We start from the raw sequence: 16,646 nt of genomic DNA, 5'->3' as shown, positions 1-16,646 counted from the left end.
TTCTTGATATTCTAAAGGATACGTTTATTTGTCTATCGTAAAAATCATTCAAGGGATACATGTTGTGGACAATATTCCCATTGCCTAGCAGATACCTTGGTATATCTGCTTTTATTTTTGGGTAAACATACATCTCTATTGACACATTCATAGAGTCCCTATTTATTGGGGGAATAGTAAATGAGCAGTAAGTACGAAAAAGAAGAAATATTATCAGGTGGAAATGTCTCTCATGTATATCGTGTGGGAGATACTGTTCGAAGAGACCTAAAGGACGAGAGCTTCAAAATTCATAGAGTGTTAAAGCATTTGGAAAGCAAAGGTTTCAGTCGTGCACCAAAGTTTTTGGGAATTGATGATAAGAATAGAGAAATATTATCATTTATTGAAGGAGAAGCAGGGAATTATCCATTGAAAAGTTATATGTGGTCTAATGACGTTTTAAAAGAGGTAGCGAAAATGCTTCGTCTCTATCATGACGTTGTAAGTGATTTTCCTATTGAAGAAAGTTGGGAACCTCTCGATAATACCCCTCAACCAATTGAGGTATTATGTCACAATGATTTTGCCGTTTACAATATCATTTTTAATCAAGGAAAGCCAGTGGGGATTATTGACTTTGACGTAGCAGCTCCAGGTCCAAGACTTTGGGATATAGCCTATACACTCTACACATGCGTTCCTTTGAGTAGACATTATCATTTAGAAACAGGTGAGGCAGTCCATTATGACTCAATAAAGGATAGCGATCGTATTAAACAGAGAGTCAAACTATTCTTCGAATCATATGGTGTTGAAGGAATGGAAAAGGGATTTCTAGACATGGTTATCCTCCGAGTTGAAGGGTTGTGTAAAACCATGCAAAGAAAAGCCAAAGAGGGAGACAAAGCTTTTCAAAAAATGATTGATGAAGGCCATTATGATCATTACCAAAAGGAACTGAAATTCATCCGAAAACATGGGAATGAGTGGATTTGACGTTAAGGTTTTCTTGAACTAATGGTTGATTTATTTTGTGAAACAACTGATTTCAGGAGTGATATAGGTAGAGATAGCTGAAAGACCATGCTGGTTTTCAGCTTTTTTTAAGTTAAAGGGCAGGTTAGTGGGATAATATGAAACTGAAATTCCTTTTTTGCAGTCTAATTAAAAATCCAGACTTGAATTCAGAATAGAATATTTCGGGAGGGGATTTCGGATGAGAAAGTACCTTGGTTGGGTTTCCCTGGGTATTTTAGGGTTTACTTTTACATTATTTGCTCTTATGAGTATGAGCGGGAAAGTTAGTGGGTATGTAGGAACCAACGTTTTAATTATTGGAGCAATATTAGCTTTGGTAACTGCACTATTGAGTAAAAAAGGGAAATCCAAGACAGCTTCACTTTCAGTATTAGGAGTACTTGTAGGTGGATTTATTATCCTAATTGTAGGTATTATGATGAACGGAGGTCTATAAGTCCCTATTTTCACTGAGGAAGAAATGACTTCATATATCAGAAGGGGGTTAGAAAGGGTGGCCTTCAATCTTAGTAACTTTTCTAATGTTCTCACACCACCTTTCCACATTACGATCATGGCAATCATATCAATAATAATTATTTACTTTTTAGTAAGGTGGAGTATGCAATTAGAAACACGTCGTTATACAGTATTTATATATTTTTTGATAAGCACACACGTTGGTCCAGTTTTTTCTCGAGATACAAATGAAGGTACCTTCGAGCTATGGGCTCCTTTTGGATTTATAATTGTTTTCCTTTACTTCCTTTTTAGTAAAAGAAAACATCCTTCCAAAATGAAAGCCTGTATTTTAGGGCTTTGCGTAGCAATTTACCAGCTGATTCTCCATTATGTTGGTTAGTTTTTTATGTGTTCAACCATTCATCGGAGCAGCTTAATGGAGAGATTAAAAGAGGTGAAATCAATTGGATGCATTAGCGATAATTGTCGTACTAATTATATCCTTATGGTCGATTACTAAGACGTTGGAAAAACTCACAGACAAAATTATAACAAACCAAAACAAGCAGACCGAGCTATTAGAGCAAATAAAATCAAGACTTGATGATCAGGAAAATCAATAAGGGTATTCAACTAACGGGCGTTCGCTGAACAAGCAGCCGCCATTAAAGAAGCGAAATTTTATATAAGATAGTAAACTAGTTATTGACAATTAAAGTGGAAATATATAGAATTTTTAAAAAGAAAAGTAAATATACCAAACGCTTTGATTCGGGAGTATTAAGGATGAGTTATTGTTAAGAGAGCTGTCGGAAGGTGCAAGACAGTGGGTAGCGTCCCCAACTCGCCTATGAGTGGATAGATTGAGATGTAGATCTATACGGTTAACTTCCGTAAAAGAGTTCTGAGATGTTTCATTTTCAAAAGAATTGAAACAAGAAGAGTGGTACCACGATAAAATCCTATCGTCTCTTTATGAGGCTGGTAGGATTTTTTATTTTTAATATTAATATTCTTTAGGGGGGAATTAGGGTGAGTGAAAGTTGTTTTATCTGTAATAAGCATACTGGCCATATTGCAACTTCGGGAATAATGATTTATGAAGACGATTATGTATATGTGGGTCATATCGATAGGGAGGGGAAGCCGAACTATTTAGGTCATATTATGATTGATCTAAAGAGACATACTCCCTCTCTAGCCGATTTGACAGTAGAAGAAGCAAAAGCATTTGGAGTGATTATGGCGAGAATAAGTAAGGCTCTTATGGAATCAGAAAACGCCGAACATATCTATTCACTTGTTTCAGGAAACTCTGTTCCGCATCTTCATATGCATATCGTGGCTCGTTATCCAAATACCCCAAAAGAACATTGGGGTCCGATGGAAGTCTATGATTGGCAAGATGCCCCAATGGGAGACAACGATCAAGTTGTGGAACTGTGTGATCGGATAAAAATACATTTAGAGAATAATTCATAGATGGCCGCTCCTATTAGTGAATTCAGCTGGGTTGGCAGTGAAAGAAATTTTGTAGACCAACTACACATCCAAACGCTCAAGCACATAACTTTAGGAAGATTTGGTGGGAACTCCATTGCGGGACAGTATAAGAACGAAGATGGTTGCTTAATATGGGTGGATGATGAACAGGGTTGGGAGTTTGTTGTTCTATTGGATGCGCATCATTCAGCGGAAAGTGCTGAATTAGTCATGAACCAATTCATAATTTACAAAGAAGAAATACAAAAGATGTTATCTCTTCCATATGAACAAACGCTAAAAAGACTGGAAGAAACAATTTTAAGGATGTTCCAGAACGAAAAGTTTATTGATGATTGTCGAAAAGTTAAAGGAGAAACAGCTTGTTTCATCGCTTTAAGAATACAAAAATATCTTTGGTGGTTATCAATTGGAGATTGTATTTCCTTTTTGTTTCATCCGGAACTCGCCAAGCTCGGTCAATATCAAGTAAACCAGAGACAATTCTATGAATGGGTCGGACAAGTCAACACGTTTGATCAAAAAGTCCCTTGTTATAGTAGAGGAATAAGAGAACTAAGGCAGGGGTTGAATCGCATCTTGTTAACAACGGATGGATTAGTTGAATGTCCAAATGAACCCTATACTAATCCTCAAGATATTTATAACGAATTGAAGGGCCTACCACTTAACGAGGGAATAATGGTTTTACTGAAGACTATTAAAGAAAAAAAGGTAAGAGATAGTACAACAATCATTTCTTGGGACGTGAATATATCATGTGAGGTGACAAATCCAAGTGATGAAAAATAGAAAATCAATGGAAGACATATTAAAAAAACGTCCCCTGGGTAATGGTGGACGTTTTTTTTGATAGGCGATTTTAGTATTTATTTAATCACTAGCCTTTTCTATATCTGCCTTCAATTCTTTAAACCACTTTAAGTTCACTAAATGGTGAGAACGAGAATTTTCGTTCATACGACCAAAATAATCTATTTCACCAGGTAATTCCTGAAGGGTAGCTAAGTATTCATCGAGAAGAGCAATTCTGGCTTCAGTTTGATCAATTTGGGATTGGATTAATTCTACTAATTTGTTTTTATCGAATACATTGGCAAAGAGTAATGCGCCATAGACTGGTAAGTTTACATACTCGGATTTCGTGCCGTATTTGGCCATTAATTTTTCAAATTCTTCTATTCCTGAAGACGTTACTCTAAAGGTGTGAATTTCACGGCCGTTGTTTGGACGGACTTGTTGTGTTTCTTCAATCAACCCTTTTTCTTCAAGTTGTTGCAAATTGTAATAGAATGATCCCTTAGTAAAGTTAACGATATACTTGTAATGTCGTTTTTCCATTAAACTTAATAGTTCGTATCCATGAGCGCCGGGGTTTTGAATAAGTAAGCCAAGGATTAGTAAGGGAATCAAGGTTGCATCACCTTCGCCATCTGTGCTTCAAATTCAGCGTATGTGATTTTCCCCAGAGCCAAATTCATACTGTGAATATACATTTGTTCAGTTTTCGTATAGTTGTGGTTGATCTTCAGTGATTGATTTTCATTTGAAAGAGGCCCTGAGACATGACGCTTTTGCGAAAAAGCCTCGAAGTAGCGAAAACCGAATTTTCGTTGGGAAACAGCGTTCAAATGAATACCATCCTGATTGGAAGTTAGACCTTCTGCCGATACAAAATAACAATTTGGCTGCTCATGGGCAAAACGACGCAATTCTTCGTTGATTTCTTGATACTCTGTTGAATACTTTCCGAAACCTTCTTTCCCTAAGAAATGACCAAGCTCACCAATGATCAATGGGACATCTTGAAGGTTTAATTCGTTACGTAACGTTTCAATGATAAGAGATAACTTTTCGTAATACGTTTCATGTAGAGATTGATTGCTGTCACTTTCACCTTGATGCCAAAGGATGCCACAAATTTGACTGGTTTCAAGTGCAAATCGAGCTTCAGACAAAGCATGTCGGAAAAGATTGCCTTGCGGGTGCCAATCGTTCAAGGAACTACCACCTTCAGCACAAGGAATCAAACCAATTTCATCATCCGGGTTGGCTTTCGTCCACGCATCTGCAAAGGATGCTGCCAGACTTACGCCGGCAACAGGACGGTCATAATTAATTGGCTCTGTCATCATTTGCCACTGTCCGTTGCGAAGCATTTTTATTTTTTCATTATAAATAGGATCAACCTCGTGCAAGAATCCACGACCTGCCATATTTGATTGCCCTAACATTAAAAAAGATTTTATCATTTCATTTTCATCCCTTTACACGATAGTCTAATTAGACTAAGCTAGTATAAAGTCTAATTAGACTATTGTCAATATAATATGAGAGGACTGGTTGTCTTGAAAAGTGTAAGCGTGTTAAAAATATGGATGAGTGTGGGACTACTAAGTTTAAGCCTCTTTGGAGACGGATTAAAGCAGACCGAGGCAAAAGAAAATGTAGACCAAACACAAAGGACAAGTCACAGGACTGTCAATAAGTTCATGCAGCTTGAGAAAAAGTTTGATGCCCGGCTAGGCATCTATGCTATTGACACCGGTACAAATCGCACGGTGGTCTATCGACCTGATGAACGGTTCGCCTACACATCCACCTATAAGGCTTTGGCTGCAGGGGCAGTGCTACAGCAAAACTCGATTGGCGAACTTGACGAGGTAATCACCTACACGAAAGATGACCTGGTCACGTATTCGCCCATTACTGAGCAACATGTGGATACCGGGATGACCCTTAAGGAAATTGGTGATGCTGCTATCCGGTACAGCGATAATACCGCAGGGAATCTTTTATTACAGGAACTCGGCGGACCCAACGGCTTCGAAAATGCACTGAGGCAGAACGGCGACCATGTCACAGAGGCTGATCGCTATGAGACTGATTTGAACAGTGCCATCCCAGGAGACATCCGAGATACAAGTACAGCAAGAGCACTTGCCACCAGCCTGAAGGCTTTCACAGTCGACGGTATTCTCCCGAATGGTAAGCGTACACTCCTAACAGACTGGATGCGGGGGAATACTACTGGCGACGAACTGATCCGTGCGGCTGCACCTAAAGGGTGGGAGGTAGGCGATAAATCCGGAGCAGGAGACTACGGAACGCGAAACGATATTGCTATCATTTGGCCGCCGAATAGAGACCCCATTATCATCGCGATCTTATCCAGCCGTGATACTAAGGATGCCACCTATAATAATGAACTTATAGCAAAGGCAGCCAAGGTTGCACTGAGTTCTTTTAAGTGATTTTCCAAGAGGAATAGCAACTGCATTCTTTGGCATTGCTATTCCTTCAGCCGCGGGGACAGGTCCATTGGCTCTTTTAGTAGGAGCCGTGGTGCCTGTCCCCGTGGCGCTTACTTACCAGAACTGACAGATACACGGAAAAATTCCGCTTAACTCAACATTACTATTTAAAAAGGCTTGAAATAGAAGGAAGAATTCCGCCTATTAACTCGAAAAATACAATAACAGATGATTTTTTTGTGCTTAAGCGGAAATCCTCCGCTTAATTACCTCAAATACACCTTTCATTCTGAATGTAAGCGGAAAATCTCCGCTTATTTTATCTTTGCAAAACGGCTTATACTTAGCGTTTAGTTGATGGTCTGTTTGGGGGTTGTATGATCACGTCTTTACAAAACAATAACTTTCTATTAAAAATGGGTCAAAACTACTGTGCTACCTTGAAGATGACAAAAGCACAGGGAGGTTTTCCATGTCTTTAAGTAAATTGATGTTGGCAGCAATCGCAACTGGAGTTTTCTTCATTGGATCATCATTTGCTTCATCTTCCGCCGACCCTGGAGAGTATATTTCTGTGCAGCTTCTGGGAGTCAATGATTTTCATGGACAGCTGGAAACGGTTCGAACGAGGGATGGAAAGAAGGTAGGCGGTGCTGAATACTTGGCTGCCTATTTAAAAAAGCACCGGCAGGAAAACGATAATACCTTGTTGGTCCATTCCGGGGACATGGTAGGTGCAAGCTCACCTGTGTCATCTCTTATGCAGGATGAACCTGCCGTCGAATGGATGAACGAGGTCGAATTCGACATCGGGACGTTAGGGAATCATGAGTTCGATGAAGGAACGGAGGAGATGTTCAGGCTCCTTGATGGCGGCAAACATGAGAAAACGGGTACCTTTGAAGGGGCGGCTTTTCCATACACAGCTGCCAATGTCATCAATAAAAAGACAGGGAAAACCATTTTACCACCATATTTAATCAAAGAAGTCGATGGGGTGCCCATCGGGTTTATCGGGGTTGTCACGACAGAAACGAAAGATATCGTCCTGCCAAGCGAGATTGAAGATGTTGAATTCACGGATGAAGTCACTGCCATCAATGAAAGCGTAAAAGATTTGAAGGCAAAAGGAGTTCAGTCCATCGTCGTTCTCGGGCATGTTTCCGCTTCTTCAAGCGAAGACGGAACAAATCCTGGTCAAGACGCCGCTGCATTTGCCCCCCGCATCGATGATGAAGTAGATATCATCTTTGGCGGCCACAGTCACGGCTTTGCCAATACGTCAGTTGACGGGAAAATGATTGTTCAATCGTACTCATATGGAACAGCCTTTTCAGACGTAGATCTCCTAATCGACCGTGAGACGAAGGAAATCGTCAATAAGCAAGCAGCCATCATATCCACCTATCACGATGGAACCCTGCCCGACAAAAAAATCAAAAAGATGATTGATTCTTACTCTGCAGATAAACAGATGATGCTGGAGCAGAAAATGGGTCAGGCCGAAGCCTCCATCACGAAGGAGAAAACCGCCAGCGGGGAGCGGCCGATTGGAAATCTTGTCGCAGATTCCCACCGGGAGAACATGGACACCGACATTGCATTCATGAATCCTGGTGGAATCCGGGCGAACCTGGGTGAAGGTGAACTTACTTGGGGAGACCTGTACACCATGCTCCCGTTCGGCACCAACCTGGTCAAACTATCATTGACCGGCGCCGAGCTGAAAGAAGCACTTGAACAGCAGTGGACAGGGAATTTCCAAACCATCATGCAAACATCTGGGCTCGACTACACCTACGATAAAGACGCACCACCTGGCCATAAAGTCGTAGAGATGACCGATAGAGACGGAAACACCATTCAGCCGGCCCAGACATATACCGTAGCCCTCACAAATTATCTTGCAACCGGCGGAGACGGGTTCACTGCTTTTAAAAAAGGCCATGATCCTGTGGAAGGTCCGCCCACATTGGACTCATTCATTACCTATATCATTGAATCAGGCGGAAGCGTAGCACCGCCTGAGACAGGACGGATCCAGGTACAGTAAATGAAGAACAGTAGATTGGGGACAGTTCCCGCTCTACTGTTTTATAGTTATTAGAATGAGATGGGAGACTATATGGGGTACCTTCTTTCATATTACTTTTTGAAAATTCTATAATTTGATATGATGTATTCTGAAAGCAAAAAAATTCGAGTATACAGAGGGAGTGCTTAAACATATGGAAAACATAACACTTAATAATGGGTTGGAAATGCCAATTGTGGGTACAGGAACTAATACGTATGGGAAAGAAAACAATGACTATAACGCGGCGTTAACAAATGAAATTCCTGAACTTCTATCAGCACTTGAGTTGGGGTACCGTTCAATAGATGCAGCCATCATGTATCGAAACGAAGAACTTGTCGGAAGAGTTTTAGCAGAAAGCACGGTGCCTCGAGAAGAGTTATTTATTACGACAAAAGTTCCAGCCAATGAAGAATATATCTCTTCAAAGGAAGCTACTCGGGCAGCAATCGATAACAGTCTGAAAAACTTTCAAACCGACTATCTTGACCTGCTTCTTATTCACTTTCCTATCGAAGACAAAGTACAACTTCAAAACACGTGGGAAGTCTTTGAAGAATATTACGAAGCGGGCAAACTAAAAGCAATCGGCGTTTCAAACTTCGGAAAAGAGCATCTGGAAGAATTGAAAGAATTCGCCAAAGTGAAGCCAGCAGTTAATCAAATTCAAATTAACCTAAAAGAACCTAACAAAGATCTCCTTGCCGTATTAAAAGAAGAGGGGATTACACCTGTTGCATGGGGGCCTATGAAAGCCGAAACCCATCATAAAGAAGTGTTGGATGAAATTGGTGAATCCTATAAAAAATCAGGCGCACAAGTCTTATTAAAATACCAAATCCAACGTGGTGTGGTCGTTATTCCTAAATCTCACAACCGTGAAAATCAAGCAGCTAATCTAGATCTTTTTGATTTCGAATTATCTGCAGAAGATATGAAAAAAATTGAAAACTTATAATTCGTTTGTCCTTCATCCTAGTGATATTGATAGTATCGCTAGGATTTTGATTTATTAAAAGCGATGAGTGTGGCGTAGTACAGCTTTTTTAATAAAACGTTCTTTCTTTTAGATGGAGGTGAAGTTAATGAATATTAGACTTGCTGAAAGAAAAGACAGTACTCAGTTAATAAAAATGAGATGGGATAATACCATTGAATTTGATCAGAGCAAAAAAAACGAGCCTAACGAGCCCAATGAAGAGTTTGAAAGGGAATGTCATACATTCTTTGTCCACTGGAACCGGTAGTCCAGGTAAAACTACACCCCAAGAACGACAAGCCCGACAACACTTGAAATGATATTGCGGGCCAGCCAAACCTGGAGAACCTCTTTCACTAATTTCTTCTGCGGCATTTCCGAATATATATTTACTCCTAACCTTGATGGGTATTTTGTTGTTCATCCAGGAAGATTTCCTCCAGTGACGGTTCCTCAACCTCTACGCGGTACACATCCACCTTGCACTCATGGCAGGCCCGGATGATTTCCGCAATCTTCTTCTCCTGTTCGACGGTGATGTGGAGATACCTATCCTCAATTTCCACGTCTTTCCCAGCGCCTTCAAGCCATTGTGTTAACCTGGCTTCTTCTGCTGCCGGGATGCTTCCATGCTTAATTTTTACGACGATTCTCGATTGATAAAAGGACCTCAGTTCATCCATCGAGCCTATTTTTACGATCTGACCCTCTTTCATGATGGCGATCCGGGAGCAGAGCTTTTCCACTTCATCTAAATTGTGGGACGTCATGAACAGCGTTTTTCCCTGCTGATGCAGTTCGCGGATTAAGGTATGTATATGGACGATCGATTCTGCATCGAGTCCGGATGTCGGCTCATCCAGGAAGATTAATTCGGGATCATGGATGATGGCCTGGGCAATGCCAAGCTTCTTTTTCATCCCGAACGAATATTTTGCAACCTTTTTATTCACATCGGTTTCCAGTCCCACTATTTTCAGGACATCAAGGCACCTTTCAGTGGACGCCTTTTTCCCCGACACCTCTGATAAAAATTTTAAATAACTGATACCGGTCATCGAGCTGTCAAAGCTTGTATAGTCCGGCATAACCCCTATCCGTTTTTTGACTTCGTCTGTGACTCCAGCCATTCCCAGCAATGAGAACGAACCGGCGCTGGGATGGATGATCCCTGTCAGCATATTGATGAAGGTTGATTTCCCTGCGCCATTCCTGCCGAGGAACCCAAAGATTTCCCCTCTTTGAACAGACAGATCAATTCCTTTTACCACCTTTACTCTTCCATACGTTTTAACCAGCTGTTTGGTTTCAATCGCGGCCATCAGCACTCTCTCCTTTTAAACACAAGATGGGATATCACGACCATGACGGCGGCAAGCGGCAAGATTATCAAGAACATATAATCCTCTTCCAAATAATAGAATGGCGTCAAATATTTCAGCCAGCTCACGTACACGTTGCTGGTGAATGCTAACCACAGGCTAACAATCGGAAACGCCAGGCCGAGGACAACGCTGAGAAACATCGTGAATGCCGGCTTGGGGATCACAGTCGACAGCAGGATCGTCAACGCAATTTGATAGATTAACAAACTCATCGTCTGGAAAAAGCTCAGAGGATCCATGGTCCCTGTCATGAAAAAGATGATCAGGAAGGATGCTGTGACACATACCAGCCAAAACAGCACGATACCGGAAAACTTTCCGAGCAGGATCGACAGCCTCGACGTCCTTGTCACCAGAAACCGGATCGTCCGGTCATGGGTTTCCCTGTTCATCGCATCATGCGACAGCCCCATCACAAATAGCTGTCCCAGAAAAAGCAGCAGGGCCAATAACCCTGCATATTCGATCTTATCAGAATCCTCAGCCGAGAACTCTTCCAGCGAGAGCAGCAAATTTGAAAACTTCGCAGAATAGTAGGACGTGGCAACCAAAATCAGAATGATAATAATCGATTTGATTCCTTTGAATAGTTTCAGAAATTCTCTCTTTCCAATGGCAAACATACCTTATCTCCCTTCAATATGAACATTCATTTCTGTGATATCCTGATCATACATCGGGTATCTTAAGGGAAGTGAACCTCTTCCTTAATTTTCCCTTAATTCCTACTTTTTCTTAAAAATAATTGATATGATGGAGCTATAAATTCAGCAAGTATAGGAGAGTACAAGATGCATGACAGCAAGATTCTAATTGTGGATGATGAAGTATCAATTGTCCAGATGCTCAAGACCATTTTAAAAAAAGAAAAGTTCACATACATAGATTCCGCTCACAACGCTGAAGACGCATTGGCTCGCTGCCGTGATAAAAAATATGATTTGATCTTACTGGACGTCATGCTGCCGGACCGAAGCGGCTTTGAGATCTGTCCGCTGATCAGGGAAACTACCGATGCCCCCATCTTTTTCCTGACTGCCCGCACCACTGATTTGGATAAGCTGTCAGGCTTTGCTTTAGGGGCGGATGACTATATCACCAAGCCATTCAACCCGTTGGAAGTCGTCGCCCGGATCAAGGCGCATTTGCGTCGGAAAAACGGCACCACTTTAATAGAACCTAAAGTACAAACGTATCAATTTGGGGAACTCATCGTCAATACCTCTTCCGGGGAAGTAACGTTAAAAGGCAGGATAGTCGAGCTGCCGGCACAGGTCTATCAGCTGTTCATTTTCTTTTGTAAACACCCCAACCAGCTTTTCAGCAAATCTCAGTTGTATGAACAAGTGTGGGGAGAGGAATTCCTTGGCGAGGACAATACGGTGATGGTGCATATTCGGAAGCTTCGGGAAAAAGTCGAAGAAGACCCAAGCGATCCCCGGTATATCCTGACGGTCAGAGGGCTGGGATACAAGTTTATCCCTCAAGGAGGGCAGCATGAACATCCATAAACGGTTTGTCGTCCAGCTCTTTCTGCAGCTCATGCTCATCTTCTTCCTAAGCGGCGTGCTGCTGTTCTTCCTCTTTGGCATCATCGGCTACTTCCTTTCCGACAGTGAAGCGGAAACGGATCTGTCCTTGGCGGAAGACTATTTCATTTCGCAAAATATTACGGTCGAAGATGGAAATGCAGACATTTCCGACCGTTTGAAAAAGCTCGTGGGAGAACAGCACGGCCGCCTGCTGGTCGTGTCTAAGGATGGAGACCTGCTCGGTGAATTTCCAGAGTTGGAAGAGTCCCCTTCCTCTTTTAATGAAGGAGAACTTGCCGGAATTTTGCTGGAAAATGACCCAACGCTCGACTACTCTTATTGGCGGCTGGATGAAACCGATACTGACTCTCCATTAGTCTTCTTCAGGGAAGAAAATGGCGAATCCCTTCTCCTCGATTCAGTAAAACAGCACGTCGATTGGAAGCAGGGAAAGCTGGACTTTCAGAGAGGTGTCATTTCGAATCTGCAGAACAATAAGACCTGGGTTCAGCTTGTGGACCGCTCGGGGAAAGTGGTAGACGGCTTCAATGCCGGGAACAAGCCCAAGACATACTCTCATCAAGAGATCCTTTCCATGACGCAATCCAAGGAAGAATCCGTTTCTTCCTATTATGATGAGGGGACACAGCAGACCATTTTGATGGGGATGCCGCTCAAAGACATGGCGGCTACATTGGAAGAGAAAATCGACAGCAAGGTTGGGAACAGCATCATCATCGTCTCCGTCCTGCTCATTCTATTGCTCCTGCTCATCACCTTCTGGTATGCCCGCAAATTCGGCAAACCCCTGATGACCATGATGCAGTGGATCGAGAAGCTAGGAAGCGGCGTCTATGAGCAGCCCGTCAATCACGTCGAACAGCCCCTCCTTTTTAAAAAGAACGGAAAGATCAAACGAAAATACAAGCTGTATCAAGAACTGATCACGAACCTTTCACAGTTAACTGACACCCTGAGGGACAACCAGGATCAACGCGAAAAGATCAAGGTGACCCGCGAGGAATGGATCAGCGGCATCTCTCATGATTTAAAAACACCCCTCTCCTCCATTGCGGGTTATTCTAAAATGCTCGAGTCAAAGGAGTATCACTGGTCCCAGGAAGAAGTGAGGGAATTCGCCGAAATCATCGGCAGCAAATCGGCGTATATGAAGGATCTGCTCGATGACCTGACTCTGACCTACCGCATCAAAAACGGCGCATTGCCGATCGTCCGTGAAAAAATGAATATCACCGAGCTCATACGCCGGACTATCATCAGCTATATGAACAACCCGGACTACGCAGAAATGAACATCGATTTCCAGGCAGAAGACGATAACGTCACAGCATCTGTCGACCCCAAATGGTTTCAACGGATCATCGACAACATCGTCGAAAACGCCCTGAAATACAACCCGGCAGGAACGACGATCACCGTCACACTTGCTGGGATCGAACAGCACCTGTGCCAGCTCACCATCTCGGATGACGGAGTCGGCATGGACCAAAAAACCGTCAACAGCATCTTCCAGCGCTACTACCGCGGCACCAACACAAGCGACTCAGGAAGCGGAACCGGCTTGGGGATGGCCATCACAAAGCAGCTCATTCAGCTTCACCAGGGAAGTATCAATGTGAAAAGCACTCCTGGGGAAGGGACATCGATTCGGATTTTGATGCCGGTGTAATCAAAATGGGCCAGGCTTCGGACTTATGTCAACAAACGTACTTTCATCGGCTAAAGGAGCAGTTTAATGAAAACAGATGTTATTTATCTATATAATTTCAAATAGAATTGAGGAGAAATGAATGTCTCAAGATGGAATTGTATTAGTAGCAAGTGTATCAATCTTTAATCATGATAAAGTCTTAATTATAAAAGAAAACAAACCCAGTGCCGTCCATAAGTGGAACTTTCCGAGTGGACATATAGAATATGGTGAAGACATTCTTTATTCAGCTCGTCGGGAAGTTATAGAGGAAACGGGCTTAGACGTCAAACTGATTGGCACGACGGGAGTATATAATTTCACCAGTAATACAAACAATCAAGTCATTATGTTTCATTTTATTGGTGAGGTAACTGGAGGTTCATTAAAGCTCGAAGAAGATGAAATTACAGACAGCAGGTGGATAAAAACGAATGACCTTTTAGCATTTGAAAAAGAGGATCTAAGAGAACCACATGTATTAAGACAAATAATTAATAACTTATTAGAAGAAAACATATATTCAATTGGCGTAATAAATGAGCAGCTTTTTAAGGGAAATTAAGCTACCGATCGAGTGAGTAAGTAAATAATAGGGGGTTGAGTATATGAGTGAAATTTGTATTAAATGTGAATCAGCAATGGTGGAAGCTAGGTTAGACAGCTACCCAATCAGGGTTTATAAAACAACAGAGAAGGCAAACTCGAATACTATGAGTGAGGTCTCTCCTTGTTATGTTTGTTCTAACTGTGGCTTTATAGAACTTTACGCTTTAAATCCTGAAAAATTTAGTTAATCAGCAATATATTTATAAATTGTTTTTCGTCTATACAGTTTAAGGGGCAACAACTGAAGACCAACTAATTAATCACCTGCTATTTATCTTCTCTATGGGCAGGATAGCGGAATTAACATTAAGATTAAGGGGAGAGAAATATTGGAGAAGGATAATTTAGAACTGATTAAGGTTGGAAGTTTAGCAGTTATTGCAATTAGTTTGGCTGTAATTGCTTGGCGAATGGGTGATGTAGTTAATTATCTATACGATATAGCTCTGAAGTAATACTCTTCTATTTAATGGGCGTTTGCAGAACCACCAGATATGCCTTCCGAAAAATATATTTATTTATGTGGAGGTCTAAAATGGAGAAGCATAAGAAAAAGGATTCATTTAAGATTCAAAATAAGTATAGACAAAATATCAGGAGAATAAGAGAAAGTAATGATAAATTTGAAATCATAATTATAGCTATTATTTTCTTAACAATAATAATCGTAAAATGGCTTGATTAACTAATTATAGGTTTAAGTACAATAGACCTAAAGATCGGCTAATTGATTTGGCTATTGTATTGTTTTACTAACTGGAAGTAAAAGGGGAAAGCCTGTCACTGAAAATTGGAATTTTTCCATTGCTTAAAACTCTTCCAAGATCAAGAAAATCTAAGCAGGTGAAAAAAGTGAATAACGTAATAGAAAAGCTTAAAGAAATAGATATTGGAGAAGTAGGCATAGCTATCTATTCCACTAAAGAAAATAAAGAACACACCTCTCTAAATAGTAACCTCACAATCCCCCTTGCATCAGCAGCAAAAGTAGCAATCGCATTTTGTGTAGCGAAATGGGTAGAGGCTGGTTTGCTTAATTGGGGTGCCATTGTTGAAGAAGTATCCTTTAATCCAGAAGAAGATAGCAAAGAACTTTATCCTCATCTGCAAAATAGACAAACCCTTCCTTTGAGGGAGGCGGTTGAAGTAATGATTGCTTGCCACGATAGCTATATTGCTAGAAGTATTGTGGAATTTTGTGGCGGGTGGGAAAAGGTGAATGAGTCCATCCAGTCATATTATCCTTCAATATATGTTACTGAAAACCCAAGGGCTGTTGATAATAAGGCTCGGCTGAACGAAATGCTTGATATGATGATACATATTTATCTAGGGTACAAAACGCATCCTCTCTTATGGACACCGATCATAAATGGATTGGTTAGACAAAAGGGAGATATCAAACAAATTCCAGCACACCATTTAAACCATATGACAGGTGGACTGGAAAATGCAGCTATTGATATCGGTATTATGGGTGACTTCAATGACAATCCTTATATCTTTGCGTTAGGGGCAATTAACTTACCTAATCGATTAAAATTAAACAATCAGGTTCCTGACGGTAAGATTATTGAAGCGATGGAGTTGCTTTATGGGGAATATTTAGAACAATAATCAGTTTTATTCAGCTAGCGGAATTGACGGGGGAGTTTTCATGCATCCAATAACAGTACTAGAAACGACCACGTGTGCTGCATTTATCATGATCCTCTTTGCAATCGCATTTTTAGTACCTAAAAAGAATAGAAAACTGGGTTTCATTACCGTGTCCTCAATAACTATTATCGTTCTTTCCTTCTTACTGATTCGACCCTTTTGGATTGATTATCAAGTATCCATTAAGACAGAACAACTAGACCATTTTCTTAAGAAGAAATACCCCAATCAAGAGTGGGAAATTGGTCATCAAACAGGGAGGCAATACAATCCTTATCATTTAAGGGTTCAGTTTGAAAACGAAAAAGGGTGGACCTATACATACTCAGTGGTAGATGAAACGAATATTTGTCAAAACACTTGGACACCTCCAGAGGGGAGTTTGCCGAAGGAAGGGGAACATTTTGAACTTAATCAGTGTGAATAAGTGGAAACTTAGTACTTGCTTCTGGGAGGATATTTTTAAAAAACGCAAA

At 41.2% G+C, this 16,646-nt stretch carries 19 protein-coding genes and 1 other annotated feature; of the genes, 15 read left to right on the top strand and 4 right to left on the bottom strand.

Annotated features, from left to right (window positions below):
• Positions 1 to 180 precede the first annotated feature (180 nt).
• The 4 genes from AM506_RS04705 (at position 181) to AM506_RS04685 (ending at position 3,756) form a co-directional block, all read left to right on the top strand.
• Complete coding sequence (locus AM506_RS04705; protein ID WP_060671298.1) at positions 181 to 978, top strand: aminoglycoside phosphotransferase family protein; 798 nt, start codon at positions 181 to 183, stop codon at positions 976 to 978.
• A gap of 220 nt (positions 979 to 1,198) precedes the next feature.
• Positions 1,199 to 1,456: a hypothetical protein gene (locus AM506_RS04700; RefSeq protein ID WP_060671296.1), complete on the top strand. Its 258-nt coding sequence runs from the start codon at positions 1,199 to 1,201 to the stop codon at positions 1,454 to 1,456.
• 762 nt (positions 1,457 to 2,218) lie between these two features.
• Positions 2,219 to 2,437 (top strand) — a binding site (T-box leader).
• Positions 2,438 to 2,553: 116 nt separating this feature from the next.
• Complete coding sequence (locus AM506_RS04690; protein ID WP_082386239.1) at positions 2,554 to 2,943, top strand: HIT family protein; 390 nt, start codon at positions 2,554 to 2,556, stop codon at positions 2,941 to 2,943.
• Positions 2,944 to 3,756, top strand: a complete 813-nt coding sequence (locus tag AM506_RS04685; RefSeq protein ID WP_060671292.1) for a protein phosphatase 2C domain-containing protein — start codon at positions 2,944 to 2,946, stop codon at positions 3,754 to 3,756.
• Positions 3,757 to 3,837: 81 nt separating this feature from the next.
• Here AM506_RS04685 and AM506_RS04680 read toward each other — a convergent pair whose 3' ends face one another.
• On the bottom strand, positions 3,838 to 4,377 hold the full coding sequence (locus AM506_RS04680) for a PadR family transcriptional regulator (protein ID WP_060671290.1): 540 nt from the start codon (positions 4,375 to 4,377) through the stop codon (positions 3,838 to 3,840).
• Positions 4,374 to 5,216 (bottom strand): sialate O-acetylesterase, encoded by an 843-nt coding sequence (locus AM506_RS04675; protein ID WP_060671288.1) that lies wholly within the window; start codon positions 5,214 to 5,216, stop codon positions 4,374 to 4,376. The genes AM506_RS04680 and AM506_RS04675 overlap by 4 nt, the downstream gene beginning before the upstream one ends.
• Positions 5,217 to 5,294: 78 nt before the next feature.
• Between AM506_RS04675 and bla the strand changes: the two genes are divergently transcribed.
• The 4 genes from bla to AM506_RS22005 all read left to right on the top strand — a co-directional run bounded on the left by bla (position 5,295) and on the right by AM506_RS22005 (position 9,542).
• Positions 5,295 to 6,218 carry a class A beta-lactamase gene (gene bla, locus AM506_RS04670; protein ID WP_082386230.1) on the top strand — a complete coding sequence of 308 codons (924 nt, stop codon included), beginning with the start codon at positions 5,295 to 5,297 and terminating at the stop codon, positions 6,216 to 6,218.
• A 472-nt stretch (positions 6,219 to 6,690) separates the two neighbouring features.
• Positions 6,691 to 8,271 carry a bifunctional metallophosphatase/5'-nucleotidase gene (locus AM506_RS04665; protein WP_060671284.1) on the top strand — a complete coding sequence of 527 codons (1,581 nt, stop codon included), beginning with the start codon at positions 6,691 to 6,693 and terminating at the stop codon, positions 8,269 to 8,271.
• A 175-nt stretch (positions 8,272 to 8,446) separates the two neighbouring features.
• Positions 8,447 to 9,253 carry an aldo/keto reductase gene (locus tag AM506_RS04660; RefSeq protein WP_060671282.1) on the top strand — a complete coding sequence of 269 codons (807 nt, stop codon included), beginning with the start codon at positions 8,447 to 8,449 and terminating at the stop codon, positions 9,251 to 9,253.
• Between the two features lie 127 nt (positions 9,254 to 9,380).
• On the top strand, positions 9,381 to 9,542 hold the full coding sequence (locus AM506_RS22005; protein ID WP_200908409.1) for a hypothetical protein: 162 nt from the start codon (positions 9,381 to 9,383) through the stop codon (positions 9,540 to 9,542).
• A 127-nt stretch (positions 9,543 to 9,669) separates the two neighbouring features.
• Here AM506_RS22005 and AM506_RS04655 read toward each other — a convergent pair whose 3' ends face one another.
• Positions 9,670 to 10,596: an ABC transporter ATP-binding protein gene (locus tag AM506_RS04655; RefSeq protein WP_060671280.1), complete on the bottom strand. Its 927-nt coding sequence runs from the start codon at positions 10,594 to 10,596 to the stop codon at positions 9,670 to 9,672.
• Positions 10,596 to 11,282, bottom strand: a complete 687-nt coding sequence (locus tag AM506_RS04650; protein WP_060671278.1) for an ABC transporter permease subunit — start codon at positions 11,280 to 11,282, stop codon at positions 10,596 to 10,598. The genes AM506_RS04655 and AM506_RS04650 overlap by 1 nt, the downstream gene beginning before the upstream one ends.
• 168 nt (positions 11,283 to 11,450) lie before the next feature.
• Between AM506_RS04650 and AM506_RS04645 the strand changes: the two genes are divergently transcribed.
• The 7 genes from AM506_RS04645 (at position 11,451) to AM506_RS04620 (ending at position 16,597) form a co-directional block, all read left to right on the top strand.
• Positions 11,451 to 12,170, top strand: a complete 720-nt coding sequence (locus AM506_RS04645) for a response regulator transcription factor (RefSeq protein ID WP_060671276.1) — start codon at positions 11,451 to 11,453, stop codon at positions 12,168 to 12,170.
• Complete coding sequence (locus tag AM506_RS04640) at positions 12,157 to 13,881, top strand: sensor histidine kinase (RefSeq protein ID WP_060671274.1); 1,725 nt, start codon at positions 12,157 to 12,159, stop codon at positions 13,879 to 13,881. Before AM506_RS04645 ends, AM506_RS04640 begins: the two co-directional genes overlap by 14 nt.
• Positions 13,882 to 14,002: 121 nt before the next feature.
• Positions 14,003 to 14,467: an NUDIX hydrolase gene (locus AM506_RS04635; protein WP_060671272.1), complete on the top strand. Its 465-nt coding sequence runs from the start codon at positions 14,003 to 14,005 to the stop codon at positions 14,465 to 14,467.
• A gap of 43 nt (positions 14,468 to 14,510) precedes the next feature.
• Positions 14,511 to 14,699 (top strand): hypothetical protein, encoded by a 189-nt coding sequence (locus AM506_RS04630; protein ID WP_060671270.1) that lies wholly within the window; start codon positions 14,511 to 14,513, stop codon positions 14,697 to 14,699.
• A 141-nt stretch (positions 14,700 to 14,840) separates the two neighbouring features.
• The gene (locus tag AM506_RS23265; protein ID WP_268788376.1) at positions 14,841 to 14,966 is read left to right on the top strand and encodes a hypothetical protein; all 126 of its coding nucleotides are present in this window, start codon (positions 14,841 to 14,843) and stop codon (positions 14,964 to 14,966) included.
• Between the two features lie 397 nt (positions 14,967 to 15,363).
• Complete coding sequence (locus AM506_RS04625) at positions 15,364 to 16,128, top strand: serine hydrolase (RefSeq protein WP_060671352.1); 765 nt, start codon at positions 15,364 to 15,366, stop codon at positions 16,126 to 16,128.
• A 40-nt stretch (positions 16,129 to 16,168) separates the two neighbouring features.
• Positions 16,169 to 16,597 carry a hypothetical protein gene (locus tag AM506_RS04620; RefSeq protein WP_060671268.1) on the top strand — a complete coding sequence of 143 codons (429 nt, stop codon included), beginning with the start codon at positions 16,169 to 16,171 and terminating at the stop codon, positions 16,595 to 16,597.
• The last annotated feature ends 49 nt before the right edge of the window (positions 16,598 to 16,646 follow it).

Source organism: Rossellomorea vietnamensis, assembly GCF_001305855.1.
Lineage (GTDB): Bacteria > Bacillota > Bacilli > Bacillales > Bacillaceae_B > Rossellomorea > Rossellomorea vietnamensis_A.
This window is presented reverse-complemented; position numbering and strand designations above follow the sequence as displayed.

Coding starts and splice junctions, on each gene's coding strand:
- AM506_RS04705 (WP_060671298.1), top strand. CDS start 181: ATGAGCAGTAAGTACGAAAAAGAAGAAATATTATCAGGTGGAAATGTC.
- AM506_RS04700 (WP_060671296.1), top strand. CDS start 1,199: ATGAGAAAGTACCTTGGTTGGGTTTCCCTGGGTATTTTAGGGTTTACT.
- AM506_RS04690 (WP_082386239.1), top strand. CDS start 2,554: ATGATTTATGAAGACGATTATGTATATGTGGGTCATATCGATAGGGAG.
- AM506_RS04685 (WP_060671292.1), top strand. CDS start 2,944: ATGGCCGCTCCTATTAGTGAATTCAGCTGGGTTGGCAGTGAAAGAAAT.
- AM506_RS04675 (WP_060671288.1), bottom strand. CDS start 5,216: ATGATAAAATCTTTTTTAATGTTAGGGCAATCAAATATGGCAGGTCGT.
- bla (WP_082386230.1), top strand. CDS start 5,295: ATGAGAGGACTGGTTGTCTTGAAAAGTGTAAGCGTGTTAAAAATATGG.
- AM506_RS04665 (WP_060671284.1), top strand. CDS start 6,691: ATGTCTTTAAGTAAATTGATGTTGGCAGCAATCGCAACTGGAGTTTTC.
- AM506_RS04660 (WP_060671282.1), top strand. CDS start 8,447: ATGGAAAACATAACACTTAATAATGGGTTGGAAATGCCAATTGTGGGT.
- AM506_RS22005 (WP_200908409.1), top strand. CDS start 9,381: ATGAATATTAGACTTGCTGAAAGAAAAGACAGTACTCAGTTAATAAAA.
- AM506_RS04655 (WP_060671280.1), bottom strand. CDS start 10,596: ATGGCCGCGATTGAAACCAAACAGCTGGTTAAAACGTATGGAAGAGTA.
- AM506_RS04650 (WP_060671278.1), bottom strand. CDS start 11,282: ATGTTTGCCATTGGAAAGAGAGAATTTCTGAAACTATTCAAAGGAATC.
- AM506_RS04645 (WP_060671276.1), top strand. CDS start 11,451: ATGCATGACAGCAAGATTCTAATTGTGGATGATGAAGTATCAATTGTC.
- AM506_RS04640 (WP_060671274.1), top strand. CDS start 12,157: ATGAACATCCATAAACGGTTTGTCGTCCAGCTCTTTCTGCAGCTCATG.
- AM506_RS04635 (WP_060671272.1), top strand. CDS start 14,003: ATGTCTCAAGATGGAATTGTATTAGTAGCAAGTGTATCAATCTTTAAT.
- AM506_RS04630 (WP_060671270.1), top strand. CDS start 14,511: ATGAGTGAAATTTGTATTAAATGTGAATCAGCAATGGTGGAAGCTAGG.
- AM506_RS04620 (WP_060671268.1), top strand. CDS start 16,169: ATGCATCCAATAACAGTACTAGAAACGACCACGTGTGCTGCATTTATC.